8 protein-coding genes are annotated in these 14,533 nt (G+C 70.0%); 3 read left to right on the top strand and 5 right to left on the bottom strand.

Annotated elements, in window-relative coordinates; translation table 11 throughout:
- Positions 1-150 precede the first annotated feature (150 nt).
- Positions 151-1,071: an FG-GAP repeat domain-containing protein gene (locus IE180_RS26660; protein WP_190159503.1), complete on the top strand. Its 921-nt coding sequence runs from the start codon at positions 151-153 to the stop codon at positions 1,069-1,071.
- Between the two features lie 98 nt (positions 1,072-1,169).
- Here the strand turns inward: IE180_RS26660 and acnA are convergent, their stop codons facing one another.
- Positions 1,170-3,884: an aconitate hydratase AcnA gene (acnA, locus tag IE180_RS26655; RefSeq protein WP_308434450.1), complete on the bottom strand. Its 2,715-nt coding sequence runs from the start codon at positions 3,882-3,884 to the stop codon at positions 1,170-1,172.
- Between the two features lie 307 nt (positions 3,885-4,191).
- On the opposite strand from acnA, the gene IE180_RS26650 reads away from it, so the two are divergent.
- Positions 4,192-4,548: a VOC family protein gene (locus IE180_RS26650; RefSeq protein ID WP_190159501.1), complete on the top strand. Its 357-nt coding sequence runs from the start codon at positions 4,192-4,194 to the stop codon at positions 4,546-4,548.
- A 50-nt stretch (positions 4,549-4,598) separates the two neighbouring features.
- Positions 4,599-6,128: a helix-turn-helix domain-containing protein gene (locus IE180_RS26645; RefSeq protein WP_190159500.1), complete on the top strand. Its 1,530-nt coding sequence runs from the start codon at positions 4,599-4,601 to the stop codon at positions 6,126-6,128.
- Positions 6,129-6,236: 108 nt separating this feature from the next.
- On the opposite strand, the gene IE180_RS26640 is transcribed toward IE180_RS26645, so the two are convergent.
- Genes IE180_RS26640 through IE180_RS26625 form a run of 4 tightly spaced genes read right to left on the bottom strand, consistent with a single transcriptional unit; the run spans position 6,237 to position 14,510 of the window.
- The gene (locus IE180_RS26640; protein WP_190159605.1) at positions 6,237-7,460 is read right to left on the bottom strand and encodes a TIGR02679 family protein; all 1,224 of its coding nucleotides are present in this window, start codon (positions 7,458-7,460) and stop codon (positions 6,237-6,239) included.
- A gap of 32 nt (positions 7,461-7,492) precedes the next feature.
- Entirely contained in the window at positions 7,493-11,623 is a 4,131-nt protein-coding gene (locus tag IE180_RS26635; RefSeq protein ID WP_190159499.1) for a TIGR02680 family protein, read from the bottom strand.
- The gene (locus tag IE180_RS26630; protein ID WP_190159498.1) at positions 11,620-12,957 is read right to left on the bottom strand and encodes a TIGR02678 family protein; all 1,338 of its coding nucleotides are present in this window, start codon (positions 12,955-12,957) and stop codon (positions 11,620-11,622) included. Before IE180_RS26630 ends, IE180_RS26635 begins: the two co-directional genes overlap by 4 nt.
- A complete protein-coding gene (locus IE180_RS26625) occupies positions 12,954-14,510 on the bottom strand; it encodes a TIGR02677 family protein (protein ID WP_373302826.1) in 1,557 nt (518 codons plus the stop codon). The genes IE180_RS26630 and IE180_RS26625 overlap by 4 nt, the downstream gene beginning before the upstream one ends.
- Positions 14,511-14,533 lie beyond the last annotated feature (23 nt).

Genomic DNA, 14,533 nt, shown 5'->3' with positions numbered 1-14,533 from the left:
CGACCGACATCGAAACAGTTGTGTCACAAACCAGTTGCCCGGTGAAGATCCCGTGAGGAGGATCCGGGATCATAGGGTTCCCGCCCCGCCCTGCCTCCGGCACCGGCGCGCGGCGGGACTGCCTCATTCCATACGGATCTGGAGTATTACGTGGCCAACTCTTCTGGCCTGAACCGCACGGGCGTCCTCTCCCGTGTCACGGTCGCGGCGATAACCGCCGCCCTGGTCGGCACCACGACGGCCGCCGTCGCCGCGGACGCGCCGCAGGAGCGGACCGCGTCCGCCGCCGTCCAGAAGCCCTCGGGCAACGCGAGCGCCTTCGCCGCCGAGAGCACCTCCGACGCCCAGGTGAACGCCCTCTACGGCGTCGACTCCCGCGGCGACATGTACGGCTACCCGCCGAACGGTCAGGGCGGCCTCGAGGCCCGCGTCTACACCGGCTACGGCTGGGGCAACGCCAAGTTCATCACCCAGGTCGACCAGGACCACGACGGCAGCGCCGACGGCATCTGGGACGTCACCGCGGGCCGCCTGTCGTACATGGCGTACGGCGGCGACCCGGTCGCCATCGGCAGCGGCTGGAGCATCTACAACAAGGTCCTGTCCGCGGGCCAGCTGGGCGGCGGCACCGCCGACGACCTGCTCGCCCGTGACAGCTACGGCGTGCTGTGGCTGTACCTGGGCTACGGCAACGGCAAGGTCACCACCCGCTACCGGGTGGGCGGCGGCTGGCAGGCCTACACCCAGATCGCCGGCAAGGGCGACCTGAGCGGCGACGGCAAGGACGACATCGTCGCCCGCGACAGCGCCGGTGTGCTGTGGCTCTACAAGGGCACCGGCAGCTACACGGCGCCGTTCGCCGCCCGCACCAAGATCGGCGGCGGCTGGAACGCCTACAACGCCCTCGTCTCGACCGGCGACATCGACCTCGACGGCATCGCCGACCTGGTCGCCCGTGAGAGCACCGGCGCCCTGTGGCTGTACAAGGGCACCGCGAACGGCACCGTGCCGTTCAAGCCGCGCGTGAAGATCGGCACCAGCGGCTGGAACACCTACCGCCTCATGTTCTGATCCTCGCTCCGTCGTGAGACGGCGCGCGTGACGAACGAAAGGGCCCCGCTCCTCCTCCGAGGAGCGGGGCCCTTTCCGGTCTACCGGATCCGGTGGCGTCAGCCGCGGATCAGGTTGCGGAGCACGTACTGCATGATGCCGCCGTTGCGGTAGTAGTCCGCCTCACCGGGGGTGTCGATGCGGACGACCGCGTCGAACTCGACACCGGTGTCGGTGGTGACCTTGACCGTGCTCGGCGTGGTGCCCTCGTTCAGCTCCGTGACGCCCGTGATGGAGAAGGTCTCCTCGCCGGTCAGGCCGAGCGAGTCGGCCGACTGGCCGGCCGGGAACTGCAGCGGCAGGACGCCCATGCCGATGAGGTTCGAGCGGTGGATGCGCTCGTACGACTCGGTGATGACGGCCTTGACGCCGAGGAGCGCGGTGCCCTTGGCGGCCCAGTCGCGGGACGAGCCGGAGCCGTACTCCTTGCCGCCCAGGATGACCAGCGGGGTGCCGGCGGCCTGGTAGTTCTGCGAGGCGTCGTAGATGAAGGAGACCGGCCCGCCGTCCTGCGTGAAGTCGCGGGTGTAGCCGCCCTCGGTGCCCGGCGCGATCTGGTTGCGCAGGCGGATGTTGGCGAAGGTGCCGCGGATCATGACCTCGTGGTTGCCACGGCGCGAGCCGTAGGAGTTGAAGTCACGACGCTCCACACCGTGCTCGGTGAGGTACTTGCCGGCCGGGGTGTCGGCCTTGATGGCGCCGGCCGGGGAGATGTGGTCGGTGGTGACCGAGTCGCCCAGCTTGGCCAGGACGCGGGCGCCGACGATGTCGGTGACCGGGGTGGTCTCCATCGTCATGCCCTCGAAGTACGGGGGCTTGCGGACGTAGGTGGACTCCGCGTCCCACTCGAAGGTGTTGCCGGTCGGGATCGGCAGCGCCTGCCACTGGGCGTCGCCCGCGAAGACGTCCTGGTAGGACTTGTTGAACATGTCCTCGCCGATGGCGTTGGCGACGACGTCGTTCACCTCGGCCTCGGAGGGCCAGATGTCCTTGAGGAAGACCGGGTTGCCCTCGGTGTCGGTGCCGAGCGCGTCCTTGGTGATGTCCACCTTCATGGAGCCCGCGATGGCGTACGCGACGACCAGCGGCGGGGAGGCCAGGTAGTTCATCTTGACGTCGGGGTTGATGCGACCCTCGAAGTTGCGGTTGCCCGAGAGCACCGAGGTCACGGCGAGGTCGTGCTCGTTGACGGCCTTGGAGACCTCCTCCGGCAGCGGGCCGGAGTTGCCGATGCAGGTGGTGCAGCCGTAGCCGACGAGGTTGAAGCCGACCTTGTCGAGGTACGGGGTGAGGCCCGCCTTGTCGAAGTAGTCGGTGACGACCTTCGAGCCCGGGGCGAGGGTGGTCTTGACCCACGGCTTGCGGGTCAGGCCCTTCTCGACGGCCTTCTTCGCGACGAGCGCGGCGGCGACCATCACGTACGGGTTCGACGTGTTGGTGCAGGAGGTGATGGCCGCGACCGTCACCGCACCGTGGTCGAGGGTGTAGGTCGAGCCGTCGGGGGCGGTGACCTCGACCGGGTTCGAGGGGACGCCGTTGGTGACGGCCGGGGCGTCGGAGGCCGGGAAGGACTCCTGGCCCGCCTCGTCGACCATGTCGACGTAGTTGCGGACGTCCTGCTTGAACTGCTCGGCGGCGTTCGCGAGGACGATGCGGTCCTGCGGGCGCTTCGGGCCGGCGATCGACGGGACGACGGTGGAGAGGTCGAGCTCCAGCTTCTCGGAGAAGTCCGGCTCGGCCTTCGGGTCCAGCCAGAGGCCCTGCTCCTTGGCGTACGCCTCGACGAGCGCGACCTGCTGCTCGGAGCGGCCGGTGAGCTTGAGGTAGTTCAGGGTCTCGTCGTCGATCGGGAAGACCGCGGCGGTGGAGCCGAACTCCGGCGACATGTTGCCGATGGTGGCGCGGTTGGCGAGCGAGGTGGCGGCGACGCCCTCGCCGTAGAACTCGACGAACTTGCCGACGACACCGTGCTTGCGCAGCATCTCGGTGATCGTGAGGACCAGGTCGGTGGCGGTGGTGCCGGCGGGCAGCTCGCCGGTCAGCTTGAAGCCGACGACGCGCGGGATGAGCATGGAGACCGGCTGGCCGAGCATCGCGGCCTCGGCCTCGATGCCGCCGACGCCCCAGCCGAGCACGCCGAGGCCGTTGACCATGGTGGTGTGCGAGTCGGTGCCGACGAGGGTGTCGGGGTAGGCCTGGCCGTTGCGGACCATGACCGTGCGGGCCAGGTGCTCGATGTTCACCTGGTGGACGATGCCGGTGCCGGGCGGGACGACCTTGAACTCGTCGAAGGCGGTCTGGCCCCAGCGCAGGAACTGGTAGCGCTCCTTGTTGCGGCCGTACTCCAGCTCGACGTTCTGGCCGAAGGCCTCCTTGGTGCCGAACTTGTCGGCGATGACCGAGTGGTCGATGACCAGCTCGGCCGGGGCCAGCGGGTTGATCTTCGCCGGGTCGCCGCCGAGCTCCTTGACGGCCTCGCGCATGGTGGCGAGGTCGACGACGCAGGGGACACCGGTGAAGTCCTGCATGATCACGCGCGCCGGCGTGAACTGGATCTCCTGGCTCGGCTGGGCCTGGGAGTCCCAGTCGCCGAGGGCCCGGATGTGGTCGGCGGTGATGTTCGCGCCGTCCTCGGTGCGGAGCAGGTTCTCCAGGAGGACCTTCAGGCTGTAAGGGAGGCGCGCGGAGCCCTCGACCTTGTCCAGCTTGAAGATCTCGTACGACTCGTCGCCCACGCGCAGCGTGCTGCGGGCGTCGAAGCTGTTCGCCGACACGACAGTCTCCTTCATATATGTGCGCGTTCCACCACATCCTGCCGCCACGTACGCGTCGTCGATCCGCTAAGGTAAGGCTAAGTTAGGTAACCCTTACCGGGGTGGCGGCAGCGGTGCGCCTCGGCAGATATCTCGATGTCGAGATAACTCTAGTACATCACCGCCGCCCGGTCATGCCCGGCAGGCTGCGGATCCGCGGGAGGCGCGACCGATCCCGCCCCGCCCGGTCCCACCCGGTCCCACCCCGCCCGCCCCGAACGGATGCGGTCCGATTGCCGCGGCGGGCGCCCCGGCCGACGATCGGTCCATGATCAGCGGCGCGCACGTGGTTCTCTACACCCGGGACGCGGAGGCCGACCGGGCCTTCCTCAAGGACGTCGTCGGCTTCGAGCACGTGGACGCCGGAGGGGGCTGGCTCATCTTCAGGCTGCCGCCCGCCGAGATCGCGGTGCACCCCACGACGGGCGAGCCGCAGCACGAGGTGTACCTCATGTGCGACGACCTCACCCACACCCTGACAACCCTGGAGGACCGGGGCGCGGAGATCTCACGGGCCATCACCGACCAGGGCTGGGGCCTGCTCGCCGCCGTCCGGCTGCCGAGCGGCACCGAACTCCCCCTGTACGAACCGCGCCACCCGACCGCGCACGGCGATTCACCCTGACGGCCCACCCCCTGACGGAACACATCTCATATCTGAGATAACGTGACGCCATGGCAGACGACTACCTCGTACGCATCGGCAAGCTCATCCGTGACGCCCGGCAACACCGCGGCTGGACACAGACGCAGCTCGCCGAAGCGCTGGCCACGAGCCAGAGCGCCGTCAACCGGATCGAGCGCGGCAACCAGAACATCAGCCTTGAGATGATCGCCCGGATCGGCGAGGCCCTCGACAGCGAGATCGTGTCCCTGGGATACGCGGGCCCCATGCACCTCCGGGTCGTCGGCCGCCGCCGCCTCTCCGGCTCCATCGACGTCAAGACGAGCAAGAACGCCTGCGTCGCGCTGCTCTGCGCCTCGCTCCTCAACAAGGGCCGCACCATCCTGCGCCGGGTCGCCCGCATCGAGGAGGTCTTCCGGCTCCTGGAGGTCCTCAACTCCATCGGCGTCCGCACCCGCTGGGTCAACGACGGCGTGGACCTGGAGATCGTGCCGCCGGCCGAGCTCGACATGGAGTCCGTCGACGCCGAGGCCGCGATCCGCACCCGCTCGATCATCATGTTCCTCGGCCCGCTGCTGCACCGCATGGACCGCTTCAAGCTGCCGTACGCCGGCGGCTGCGACCTCGGTACGCGCACGATCGAGCCGCACATGATCGCGCTGCGCCGCTTCGGCCTGGAGGTCACGGCCACCGAGGGCATCTACCACGCCCGGGTCGACCGCTCCGTCTCCCCCGACCGCCCGATCGTCCTGACCGAGCGGGGCGACACGGTCACCGAGAACGCCCTCCTGGCCGCCGCCCGCCACGACGGCGTCACCGTCATCCGCAACGCCTCCTCCAACTACATGGTCCAGGACCTCTGCTTCTTCCTGGAGGCCCTCGGCGTCCGGGTCGACGGCATCGGCACCACCACCCTGACCGTGCATGGCGTGCCGCAGATCGACGTGGACGTCGACTACTCCCCCTCCGAGGACCCGGTCGAGGCGATGAGCCTGCTCGCCGCCGCCGTGGTGACGGAGTCGGAGCTGACGATCCGCCGGGTCCCCGTCGAGTTCATGGAGATCGAGCTCGCCGTCCTGGAGGAGATGGGACTCGACCACGACCGCTCGGCGGAGTACCCGGCGGACAACGGCCGCACCCGCCTGGTCGACCTGACGGTCCGCCCCTCCAAACTGGAGGCGCCGATCGACAAGATCCACCCGATGCCGTTCCCGGGCCTCAACATCGACAACGTCCCCTTCTTCGCGGCGATCGCGGCGACGGCCCAGGGCAAGACCCTCATCCACGACTGGGTCTACGACAACCGCGCCATCTACCTCACCGACCTCAACCGCCTCGGCGGCCGCCTCCAGCTCCTCGACCCCCACCGCGTCCTCGTGGAGGGCCCGACCCGCTGGCGCGCCGCCGAGATGATGTGCCCGCCGGCCCTGCGCCCGGCCGTGGTCGTCCTGCTCGCCATGATGGCGGCGGAGGGCACGTCGGTCCTGCGCAACGTCTACGTCATCAACCGCGGCTACGAGGACCTCGCGGAGCGCCTCAACTCGATCGGCGCGCAGATCGAGACCTTCCGGGACATCTGAGCATTCTTGGAATCGATGCCACCATTACCCACCTTACCTGCACTTATGAGGGTCAAGAGGGTAGTGGTGGCACCTGTGGGACTTCTCTGGGACTTTGAATGCGATGAGCTACGGGGTGCTTCCGAGTCCTGCCGCGAGATCTTCCAGCAGCACATCTACCACCAGCTCTTCGACCAGGGCGGATTCCTGCCGCACCATGGCCTCGGCCAGTCCGTGATCCCACGGGGCTTCGGTGACACGCCCTGGATGAGGGCCGCGGGGATGGCGGGCAACCGCCTCGCGATAGTCCTCCGCCGACATACGCCAAGGACTCGCCGGTGTCTTGTCGAAGACGTACGCGGCAATGCGGATGCCCTCACCATCGAAGTCCCCGTGATACCGGAGCACCGCACCGCGGGCCGCGAGCATGCGGAGGAGCAGGATCACCGCACTGTTGGGCCAGCCGGACGTACAAAGCAAAGGTGGACAGCTCCGGCCGAAGCGACGTAGGGCGAGAGCCAGGATGCTGGGATTCTCCACGACGTGGACGACAGGTGACGGCTCCGTGACCAGGGTGAATCGGCCGGGGGAACGAACCTGGGCAAGGGTCAGGCTGGCAGCCTGCCCGGCCTCGGCGCATGCGCGCGCCACGTGAGCGAGCACTCCGTCGCCGGACGGACGCAGACCGGCGGCAAGGACGACGGCGGACAGCTCGTCGTCGGCAACGCCCGCCCGGACCCACAGGGCTCGCCGGTCAGCGGCGGAGTGCGGCGGGGCGGTGTCGTGCAGGGCAGCCAGGGCACGCAGAACGACGGTGGACAGCTGGGTACCGTCGTCGAGAGCGTGGGAGTCGCCTCTCAGGAGCCGGGCGGCGAACAAGGGCAGGGGCTCCGCCTCGGCGGGTATAGCCGCGAGGACCGTGAGCGCGTCCTCAAGGAGGGCCCAGGTACGTTCCGGTGAGCCACCGACCAGGCCGGTGGAGCGGCAGGACGTGACCCAGTCGGCGAGTGCCGGCTGAGCCCGTACCGTGTCGTGTCCGGACAACCGCGCCCATAGTTCGGCGCGCTCGGCCTGCTCGCGGCGGCGCTCCTCCGCGCGGTCGCCGAGGGGGCCGATGAGCTCGGTGACGGTGTCCCGTACCGTGCGTCCGGAGATTTCCGTGACGGCTTCTTCCAGCCGTGCCAGCGTGACGGAGCACCGGACGTCCGGCAGGCGGTCCAGGCCGAGCAAATCGGCCAGGGCGTCGCGCTCGGCCTCATCGAGCGGTCCGATGCGCACGCGCGTGACGGAGCGCCCGGAGGAGAGACGTTCATGGACCGCCTGCCAGAGGATCCGCAACTCGGGGCGGCGCAAAGCGCATACTCCCGCCGCCTCTTCAGGAAGCCTCACTCGGACTCCAGATCGGTGCCGTTCCAAACGAAGCGGGCGCTGGTGACCGCATCGTCGTCCGTGTCGGTGAGAAGTTGGTGGACGGCGATCCCGGGCAGCTCGCCGTAGGTGCACCATTCGTGGTCGGAGGTGAGCATGAGATCCAGATCGAGCGCTGTGAGCAGGGCGAAGATCTGGCCTCGGTTGACGGTGTCGACGCCGACGAAGACCTCGTCCAGCAGAATCGGCCGGGGTGCCTGGGGCACGGCTTCGTAGTGGGCGGCGATCGCCGCGAACAACGGCAGGTGCAGGGCGATCGCCTTCTCGCCGCCGGACAGTGCGCCGTGGAGCTTCTTGGTCAGCTGCTGCCAGCCGGTTCCGTTCGCCCGGTCCAGGCGGACGGTGAACTGGTGCCAGGACGTGTAGTCGAGGACCTCTCCGAGCTGTTCTTCCCAACTGGCAGCGGTGTCGGCGTCCTTGGCCTCGTCGATCCTCGTACGGAAGAAGGCGTGCAGCGCCTCTCGGTCGGCGTCGGTGAGCCTGCCCGGGTCCTTGAGCAGCAGGTCGCGGGCGGTACGGGTACCTTCGGGGAGGTCCGGGCGGATCTGCCAGACGAGTTGCACAGCCACGCGGGAGGCGGTGCGGACCCGCTCCAGGTGGCCGTTCATCCGGTCGACGAGCTCACCCGCCTGGCGGATGCGAGCGGCGAGGTGTCGCCGGATGTCCCCGGTGAGGATCTGGTCGAAGAGCCGCCGCTCGGTGCCGGTGATGTCGTCCCTGCTGCGTTTCCTCTCCTGTGTCAGCGTGTTCAGCAGCGCCGTGCCCCCGAGGCGTACCCCGTCCAGGCGGGCGCTGAGCAGCTGGATGTCCTCGTCGGGCTCCAGATCGAGATCGGCGCGGAAGCCGAGCTGTCGACGGGCCTCGTGGACGGCTTCGGAGAGGCGGGTGGCGGCGTCGCCCAGGTTGCGCGGGGCGTGGGGAAGAGCGGGCCACGTGGCGGCGACGGTACGGGCGGCCTCCAGAGTGGCCTTCGTTCCGTCGGCGGCACCGAGCTCCAGTGCGATGCCGGCGTCCTCCGCCAGGCCGGTCAGGCACAGGCGCCGGAACCGGCGCGCCCGACTGTCCCGGGCGACGACCGCTCGTTCCCGCTCCTCGGCATCGCGCTCGCTCACCGCACGCAGCTCTCCGATGCGCCCCTCCAGGTGGCGCAGGGCACCACCCGCCCTCTCGGCCTCGGCGCGGCATCGGTCCCGCTCCGCCCGTGCTGCGACGACGCGGGCCACCACCTGGCGGTAGTCCTCCCCGACAGTGGATTCCACCGCCTCCAGGCGCGCCCGTAGCCCTGAAGCCGTACTCTCGGCCGCGGCCGCCGCACCGTCCTGCTCCTCGGCGTCAGCCTGGGCGCGTGCCGCCTGCTCCATGAGCCGGCGCGCATGGTCGGCGGCCACGGTGGCGCCGATCCGGGCATCTACCCAGAGATCGGCGGTGTCACGGAACATGTCGATGGAGCGGGACAGCTCGCGCAGGCGGCCACGGTCGGTGGGCAGGCTGTGCTCCGCCGCCAGACGGCTCAGGGTACGCAGAGCGGCCGTCACAGCCGCTTCGCCGCGCTCCAGAAGCGAGACGGCGTCATGGACGGCGTCGTCGCGGACGGCCACCTGGCCCTCGGCCCGGTCCCACTCGCGTAGCCGCCGGTCGAGCTCGTGGTGGTCCGGACGGGCCGCCCGCTCGGCATCGAGCCGGGTCCGTCGGGCGGCGAGCTCGCGGAGGCGGTCGTCGAGTCCGGCAAGCGCCGCGTCCTTCGCTTCGATAAGAACGGTCAGTTCGTCGATCCGACGCTGTCGTGCCCGCTGCCGCGCCACGGCCCCGATGTGGGCGGGTTCCTGCTTGCTCCAGGTCCCTGTGGCGGGTGCGAGACGCCATGCCCCGTCGGCGGAGACGGCGACCGGATGTCCCTCGGGAAGCCGCTCGCCGTAGGCGACTCCGGCAAGCAGACGGCTGACCGTCCCGGCCGGTACGGGGATGTCGTCCTCGGGCCGCAACACCTCCAGGAGGCTCGTCCCCGGGGCAGGGACGGCCAGGGCTGTCTCGACGCGCGTGTCGTGACCGGGCAGCACGCTCTCGCCGTCCGGAGCGACCCACGCGTCCAGGAGGCCCGACGCCTCCAGCGCTGCCTCCACTCCGGCCTGGACGATGAGAGGCGTCTCCTCGTGGAAGGCGACGAGTCGCCACAGCGGGGCGCCCACATTCCTCGTGCGGTCCGCCGTACGGGTGTACGGGGACGCCGGTGGCACCTCGGCCACCTGGCTCAGCCGCTGTGCCTCGTCCGCCAGGCGGGCCTGCTCGTCCGCCACGTTCCGGCGTGTGGCTCGGGTAGCGGCCTCTCCCCCGGTGATGTCCTGCTCCACCGCTCGCGCCGCTTCCTCCACCAGGGCCGCGACCTCGGTCTCGGACTCTGCGCGTGCGGACAGTTCGTCGGTATCGGAAAACTTGAGTTCGACGCACTCCTGGGCCCAGGCTCGTAGCCGTTCACCCTGCGTCGCGAGGGCTTGGTTCCAGGCACGCACGACTTCCTCCCGGCCGGTGATCGCCGCTGCGAGCCGGGTACGGGCCTGTTCCACCGCCTCCTCGGCCATCCCACGGGCACGGACCGCCTGTTCATGGCCGTCGATGGCCTCGGTGACGAGCTCGATCTGCCCGCGCCGGGCGTCGGTGGCGCCCCGGAGCAGTCGGCGTACCCTCCGAGCCTGGTTTTCGCCCCTCTCCTGGGCCACAGTCGGGGCCTCGGACGAACCGGCGTCCGCAGCAGAGGTGCCCGGGGCCGGCGACGGGCGTACGGTTTCGAGTAGCGCGCGCATCTCGTACTGGACGGACTCCAGGCCTGCGCCTCTCGCCGACGTTCGCGCCTCGTCGGCCGCTTCGCGCGCGTGCTCGTCGAGGACCCGGGCGTGTCGGTCGGAGTCAGCTGCCAGCCCGGCCTCCCGCTCGGCCCGGGCCTGCCTGTCCCGGGCGGTAGCACGCTCCCGGCGGGCTTGGGCCGTGGCCTCGTCGGTACGGCGGCGGAGCCGGTCGAGCTCCTGGCCCTCCCGGTAGGCGTCGCTGTCGCGCAGGCCCTCGATGGTCTCCTCCAGGGCATGCGCCCGCCTGACCAGATCCTCCCGGACAGTCTCGGTCCGCGCCCGTTCGGCCTGCGCCTCCGCGTGTTCCTCCGCGCTGGCACGAGCATCGCGGGTGAGGTCGTCCATGTCCGTGGTGGTGGAGATCAGCGCGGCAGCCGCCGCCCGCAGGACCCGGCGCGCATACGCGCGCTGCCTGCTCGCCACCGCTTCGGCCGCGTCCACCTCTTCGTTGAGCCGTTTGAGGTGCTCACGCTGGCGGTCGAGGCGTTCGAAGCCCTCGGCAAGTTCGCTGATCTCGCTCTCACCGAGCGGGGGCAGGGCCCGCGACAGGAGGGTGGAGAGCAGGGACGGATCGAGCCGTTCGGACAGTTTGGGCTGACGGAGCTGAAGCAGGGCGGAGAGGAGTGATTCATAGCGCTGCTCCCCCATTCCGGCGAAGAGTTCGCGCCGTACCGCCGTGCGGTAGTCGGCGGCCGTGGGGTGGATCTCGCCGCGGTCGCGCAGGGCGTCGGCCAGCGCGGCCCGTGTCAGGGGCTGCCCGGCGTCGTTGACGAGCGGCAAACCGCCAGGGTGGGCGATCCGGGCGCTGGTGGTGAAGTAGTCGGCGTGCACACCACTGGTGTGCACGCTGGCCTGCAGTCGGGCCCCACAGCCGAACCAGCTTTCCGCCCCGTCGGCACCGGCGCGCCGGAACTCCAGCCACACGTATCCGACCCGGGTCTTTCCCGAGGCTCCCTCCCCCATCAGGTTCCAGTGCATGGTGCGTTCGGAACCGCCGAAGGTGGAGAGCCGGTTGGGCCGCAGGCTGGCGTCGAAGAGGAAGGGCAGCAGGAGCTCCAGCGCTTTGGACTTGCCGGAGCCGTTCTGGCCGCGCAGCAACAGGCGGCCTTGATGGAAGGTGAAGGTCTCGTCGTAGTAGCGCCAGACGTTGAGGATGCCGGCGCGATTCGGCTGCCAGCGGAGCCCGGCTACCGAGTTCGGCGCGGCCGGCTCGTCGCGTCGCGGTGCCGGAAGCCGTGTCACGGTCACTGCTGGTCTCCTTCGTACGGACCGTCTTCGGGGGTCATTCCGACCGCGGTGTCGCTTCGCCGTGTCCTGGGTGGTGTCCGCCCGGCCCCGCCCAGGTTCGCGGCTTCGGCGACTCGGTATCGGTGGGCGGCGGGACGTGCGACGACACGGTCTCCGAACCGGTGGACCAGCCCCATGTCGCGCAGCACACGCACGGCGTCCTCGGCCAGCCTGGCCGCGCCTTCTTGGGACTGGTAGGCCTTCGCCCACCGCGGGAAGCGGCGCAGAAGCTCCGTGCTCGCCTCGGTGAGCTGCTCGGGAAGCATGCCTGCGGGAGTGGCACAGATCGGTTCGAGCAGGAGCAGAGCGGCGACGCGAGCGGTGGAGGTGTCATCGGGGAATCGGACATCGGTCGCGATCGCGTCGGGGTCGATGAGCATGAGCCCTTCGGCTCGCTCCTCCAGGACGAAGCCGGCCTGTTCGACGGAGCGACGCAGAATCTGACGCCCAGTCAAGGAACTGACGTAGGTCGTCTCGTCGTCGTTGAGGTCCGCCCGATGTACCACCGGGTCGTCGAAGAGGCGGCGCAGTACGGAGTGCCGTAGGCCTAGATTGCGCTGGGACTCCGTTGCAGCCGGCGCACCGTCCCCCGGCTCGACGGCAGGTCCGTGTGCGGCGCCGTACCGCCGCTCCCGCACGATGCCGGCAAGGAGTTCCCCGAAGCGGGCGGGCACCTCGTCCGGTGGTACGGCGAGTCCGGAAGGACCGACGGAAGTGGTCGTCAGCCTCAGCAACAGTGTGGTGTCGACGGTGTAGAGGACCTTGGCCTCCGCCGACTCGACGTACGTCTCCGTGGCACCGTCCACCGCGTGAAGCGCCCTGTACGATTCCAGCAGCTTGAGGGCGTCGACGAAGGCCATCCGCTCCGGGCGGTGCACCGGGTCGAAGGTGGACAGCGCCGGATCGGCGGCGGTGGCCTGGACGACCTGTTGGGCGAGCGAGCTGATCGTCGTCATCGGCAGGGACATCAGCTCGGCCGCGGTCACGCACAGCAGGACGTAGCGTCGACGGTCGAAGGGAGCCCGGCCGGACCGCATCCGGCGGGCGGGTCGTGAGGCGTCCGCCTGGGCGCGGATCTTGAAGAGTCGCGCGTAGCCGCGCCGGGGTTCGACCACCAGGTCCCAGCCGCAGGTGTAGTCGAACCACTTGACCAGCGGCTCGCGGCGGCGGCGTACCAGCTCGAACCCCGTGGGGTCGGCATCCTCGGTGAGCAGCGGGCGGGCGAGCAGCAGCCGGATGGCCCTGGCCACTTCTTCTCGTTCCGCGGTGGCGAGCTGATTGGCGAGCGTGCTCATCCGGCCGCCCCCTCGCCGGGGGAGGGCCGGGCGACGCGGAAGGCTCCGCTCCCGTCCACCGCGGTGATGTGGACGAGGTAATCCGGACCGGTGAGCGCGCCTTTGGCGGTGCGCAGCTCGGTCGTGCCGTCGTCGTCCGGGGCGGCGAGGATGATCTCCACCCTGCCGTCCGCTGTGGTCGCGCGCCGGTGTCCGGTGGCGTCCGGGGTGGCAAACAGCGCACGGCCCAGGAGGTCGAGGAGCCGCTCGAAGACCATGGGGTCGAGATCTTCGAATGACGAGAGGCGCACGGGTCCATCCGTTGCCAGCTCCCGCCATGCCAGGGCGAGCTCCGCCCGTTCGGCGCGGGCTCGTTCGGCTCGCGCCGCCTTGACCGCGGCGACGTCGCGCACTTTCGCCGTGCGGGTGAACCGTTCGGTCCTTCCGCTGGTCCGCAGCAGAGTGGAGACCTCGACCGGTGGGGCCTGAGACCAGGACAGCGCCGGTGGGATCAGTTCCGGGTCGGGATGGGCGAGGTGGGCGTGGCGTGCCGGGCCCAGGCCGAACGCCGCAGACCAGAGCCGGTGAAGGTCCTCCTCGCTCGGGGCCGCGGCGAACCAGCGTGCCAGCTCGCGGAGGTCCTGTACGGCGCTGGAGGAGCGGCGCCGCGACTCGTTGATCCGTTCCAGGACCTGGAGGAGGGAGATGATGGCGCGCCGGGCGATGTCATGGAGCTGTTCGATGCGGGGCCGGGCTCCGTCCTCGGGCAGGAACCACGCCCGCAGGCCCGCCCAGCGGGAGCGGCGGCCCTCCAGCCAGGCGGGCGCGGGGTCCTCGCCGGCCACCGGCGGCAACTCGGCTCCGCGCAGGGCGCGCTGTCGCAGCAGGAAGACGCCCTGCTTCTCCACCCGGACGACCGCCGCGGTGACGGCCTGCCCACGCCGGTCCAGATCGACCAGGAACTCCTGGAGGTAGGCGACGGTGGCTGACTTCACTTCACGGAAGACCTCCAGGTCGGCGCCCTCGGTGCGCAGCAGTCGCTGCAGTTCGGCGTGGAACGCCTTGGTGTTCTCCACAAGGGCCTCCAGGTGCCCTTCCAGCTCGCGCAGGGTCGTGTAGATCCGACGGTCGGCGGAGGCCGGTTCGTGGGACAGCAGGAGGAGCTCGTCGAGGCGGTCGGTGATCGCCTCGAGCACCGCGGTCTGGAGGGCACCGGTGGAGGCGAGTACCTCCATGGCGTGCCGTATGCCGGCGAGTGCGGCCTCACCCAGGCGGGTCAGCGAGAACTGCAGGTTGCGCCGCTCGTACTCCTCGGCCGTGCGGTAGTTCTCGGCATGGTTGTGGACCCTGTCCACCAGCCGCCAGTCGACGAGCTGCTTGAGGGTGTCGTACAGCTCCTTCTCCTCGAGCGCGTCGAGCCACCCCACGGCCCGTAGCCGCGCTCGCACGTCGTCGATGCCGAGTGCGGTCTCCAGGTGTTCTCCGGCCACGCCGAAGGCCTCCAGGATCGCACCGTGGAGGTCGGCCTTCTCGCCCGTCGTGAAGCGGAACATGTCCGGTGGGATCCTGCGCACGTCCGTTGTCCCTCCCCTCTCCC

The organism is Streptomyces litmocidini, from assembly GCF_014649755.1.
Lineage (GTDB): Bacteria > Actinomycetota > Actinomycetes > Streptomycetales > Streptomycetaceae > Streptomyces > Streptomyces litmocidini.
This window is presented reverse-complemented; position numbering and strand designations above follow the sequence as displayed.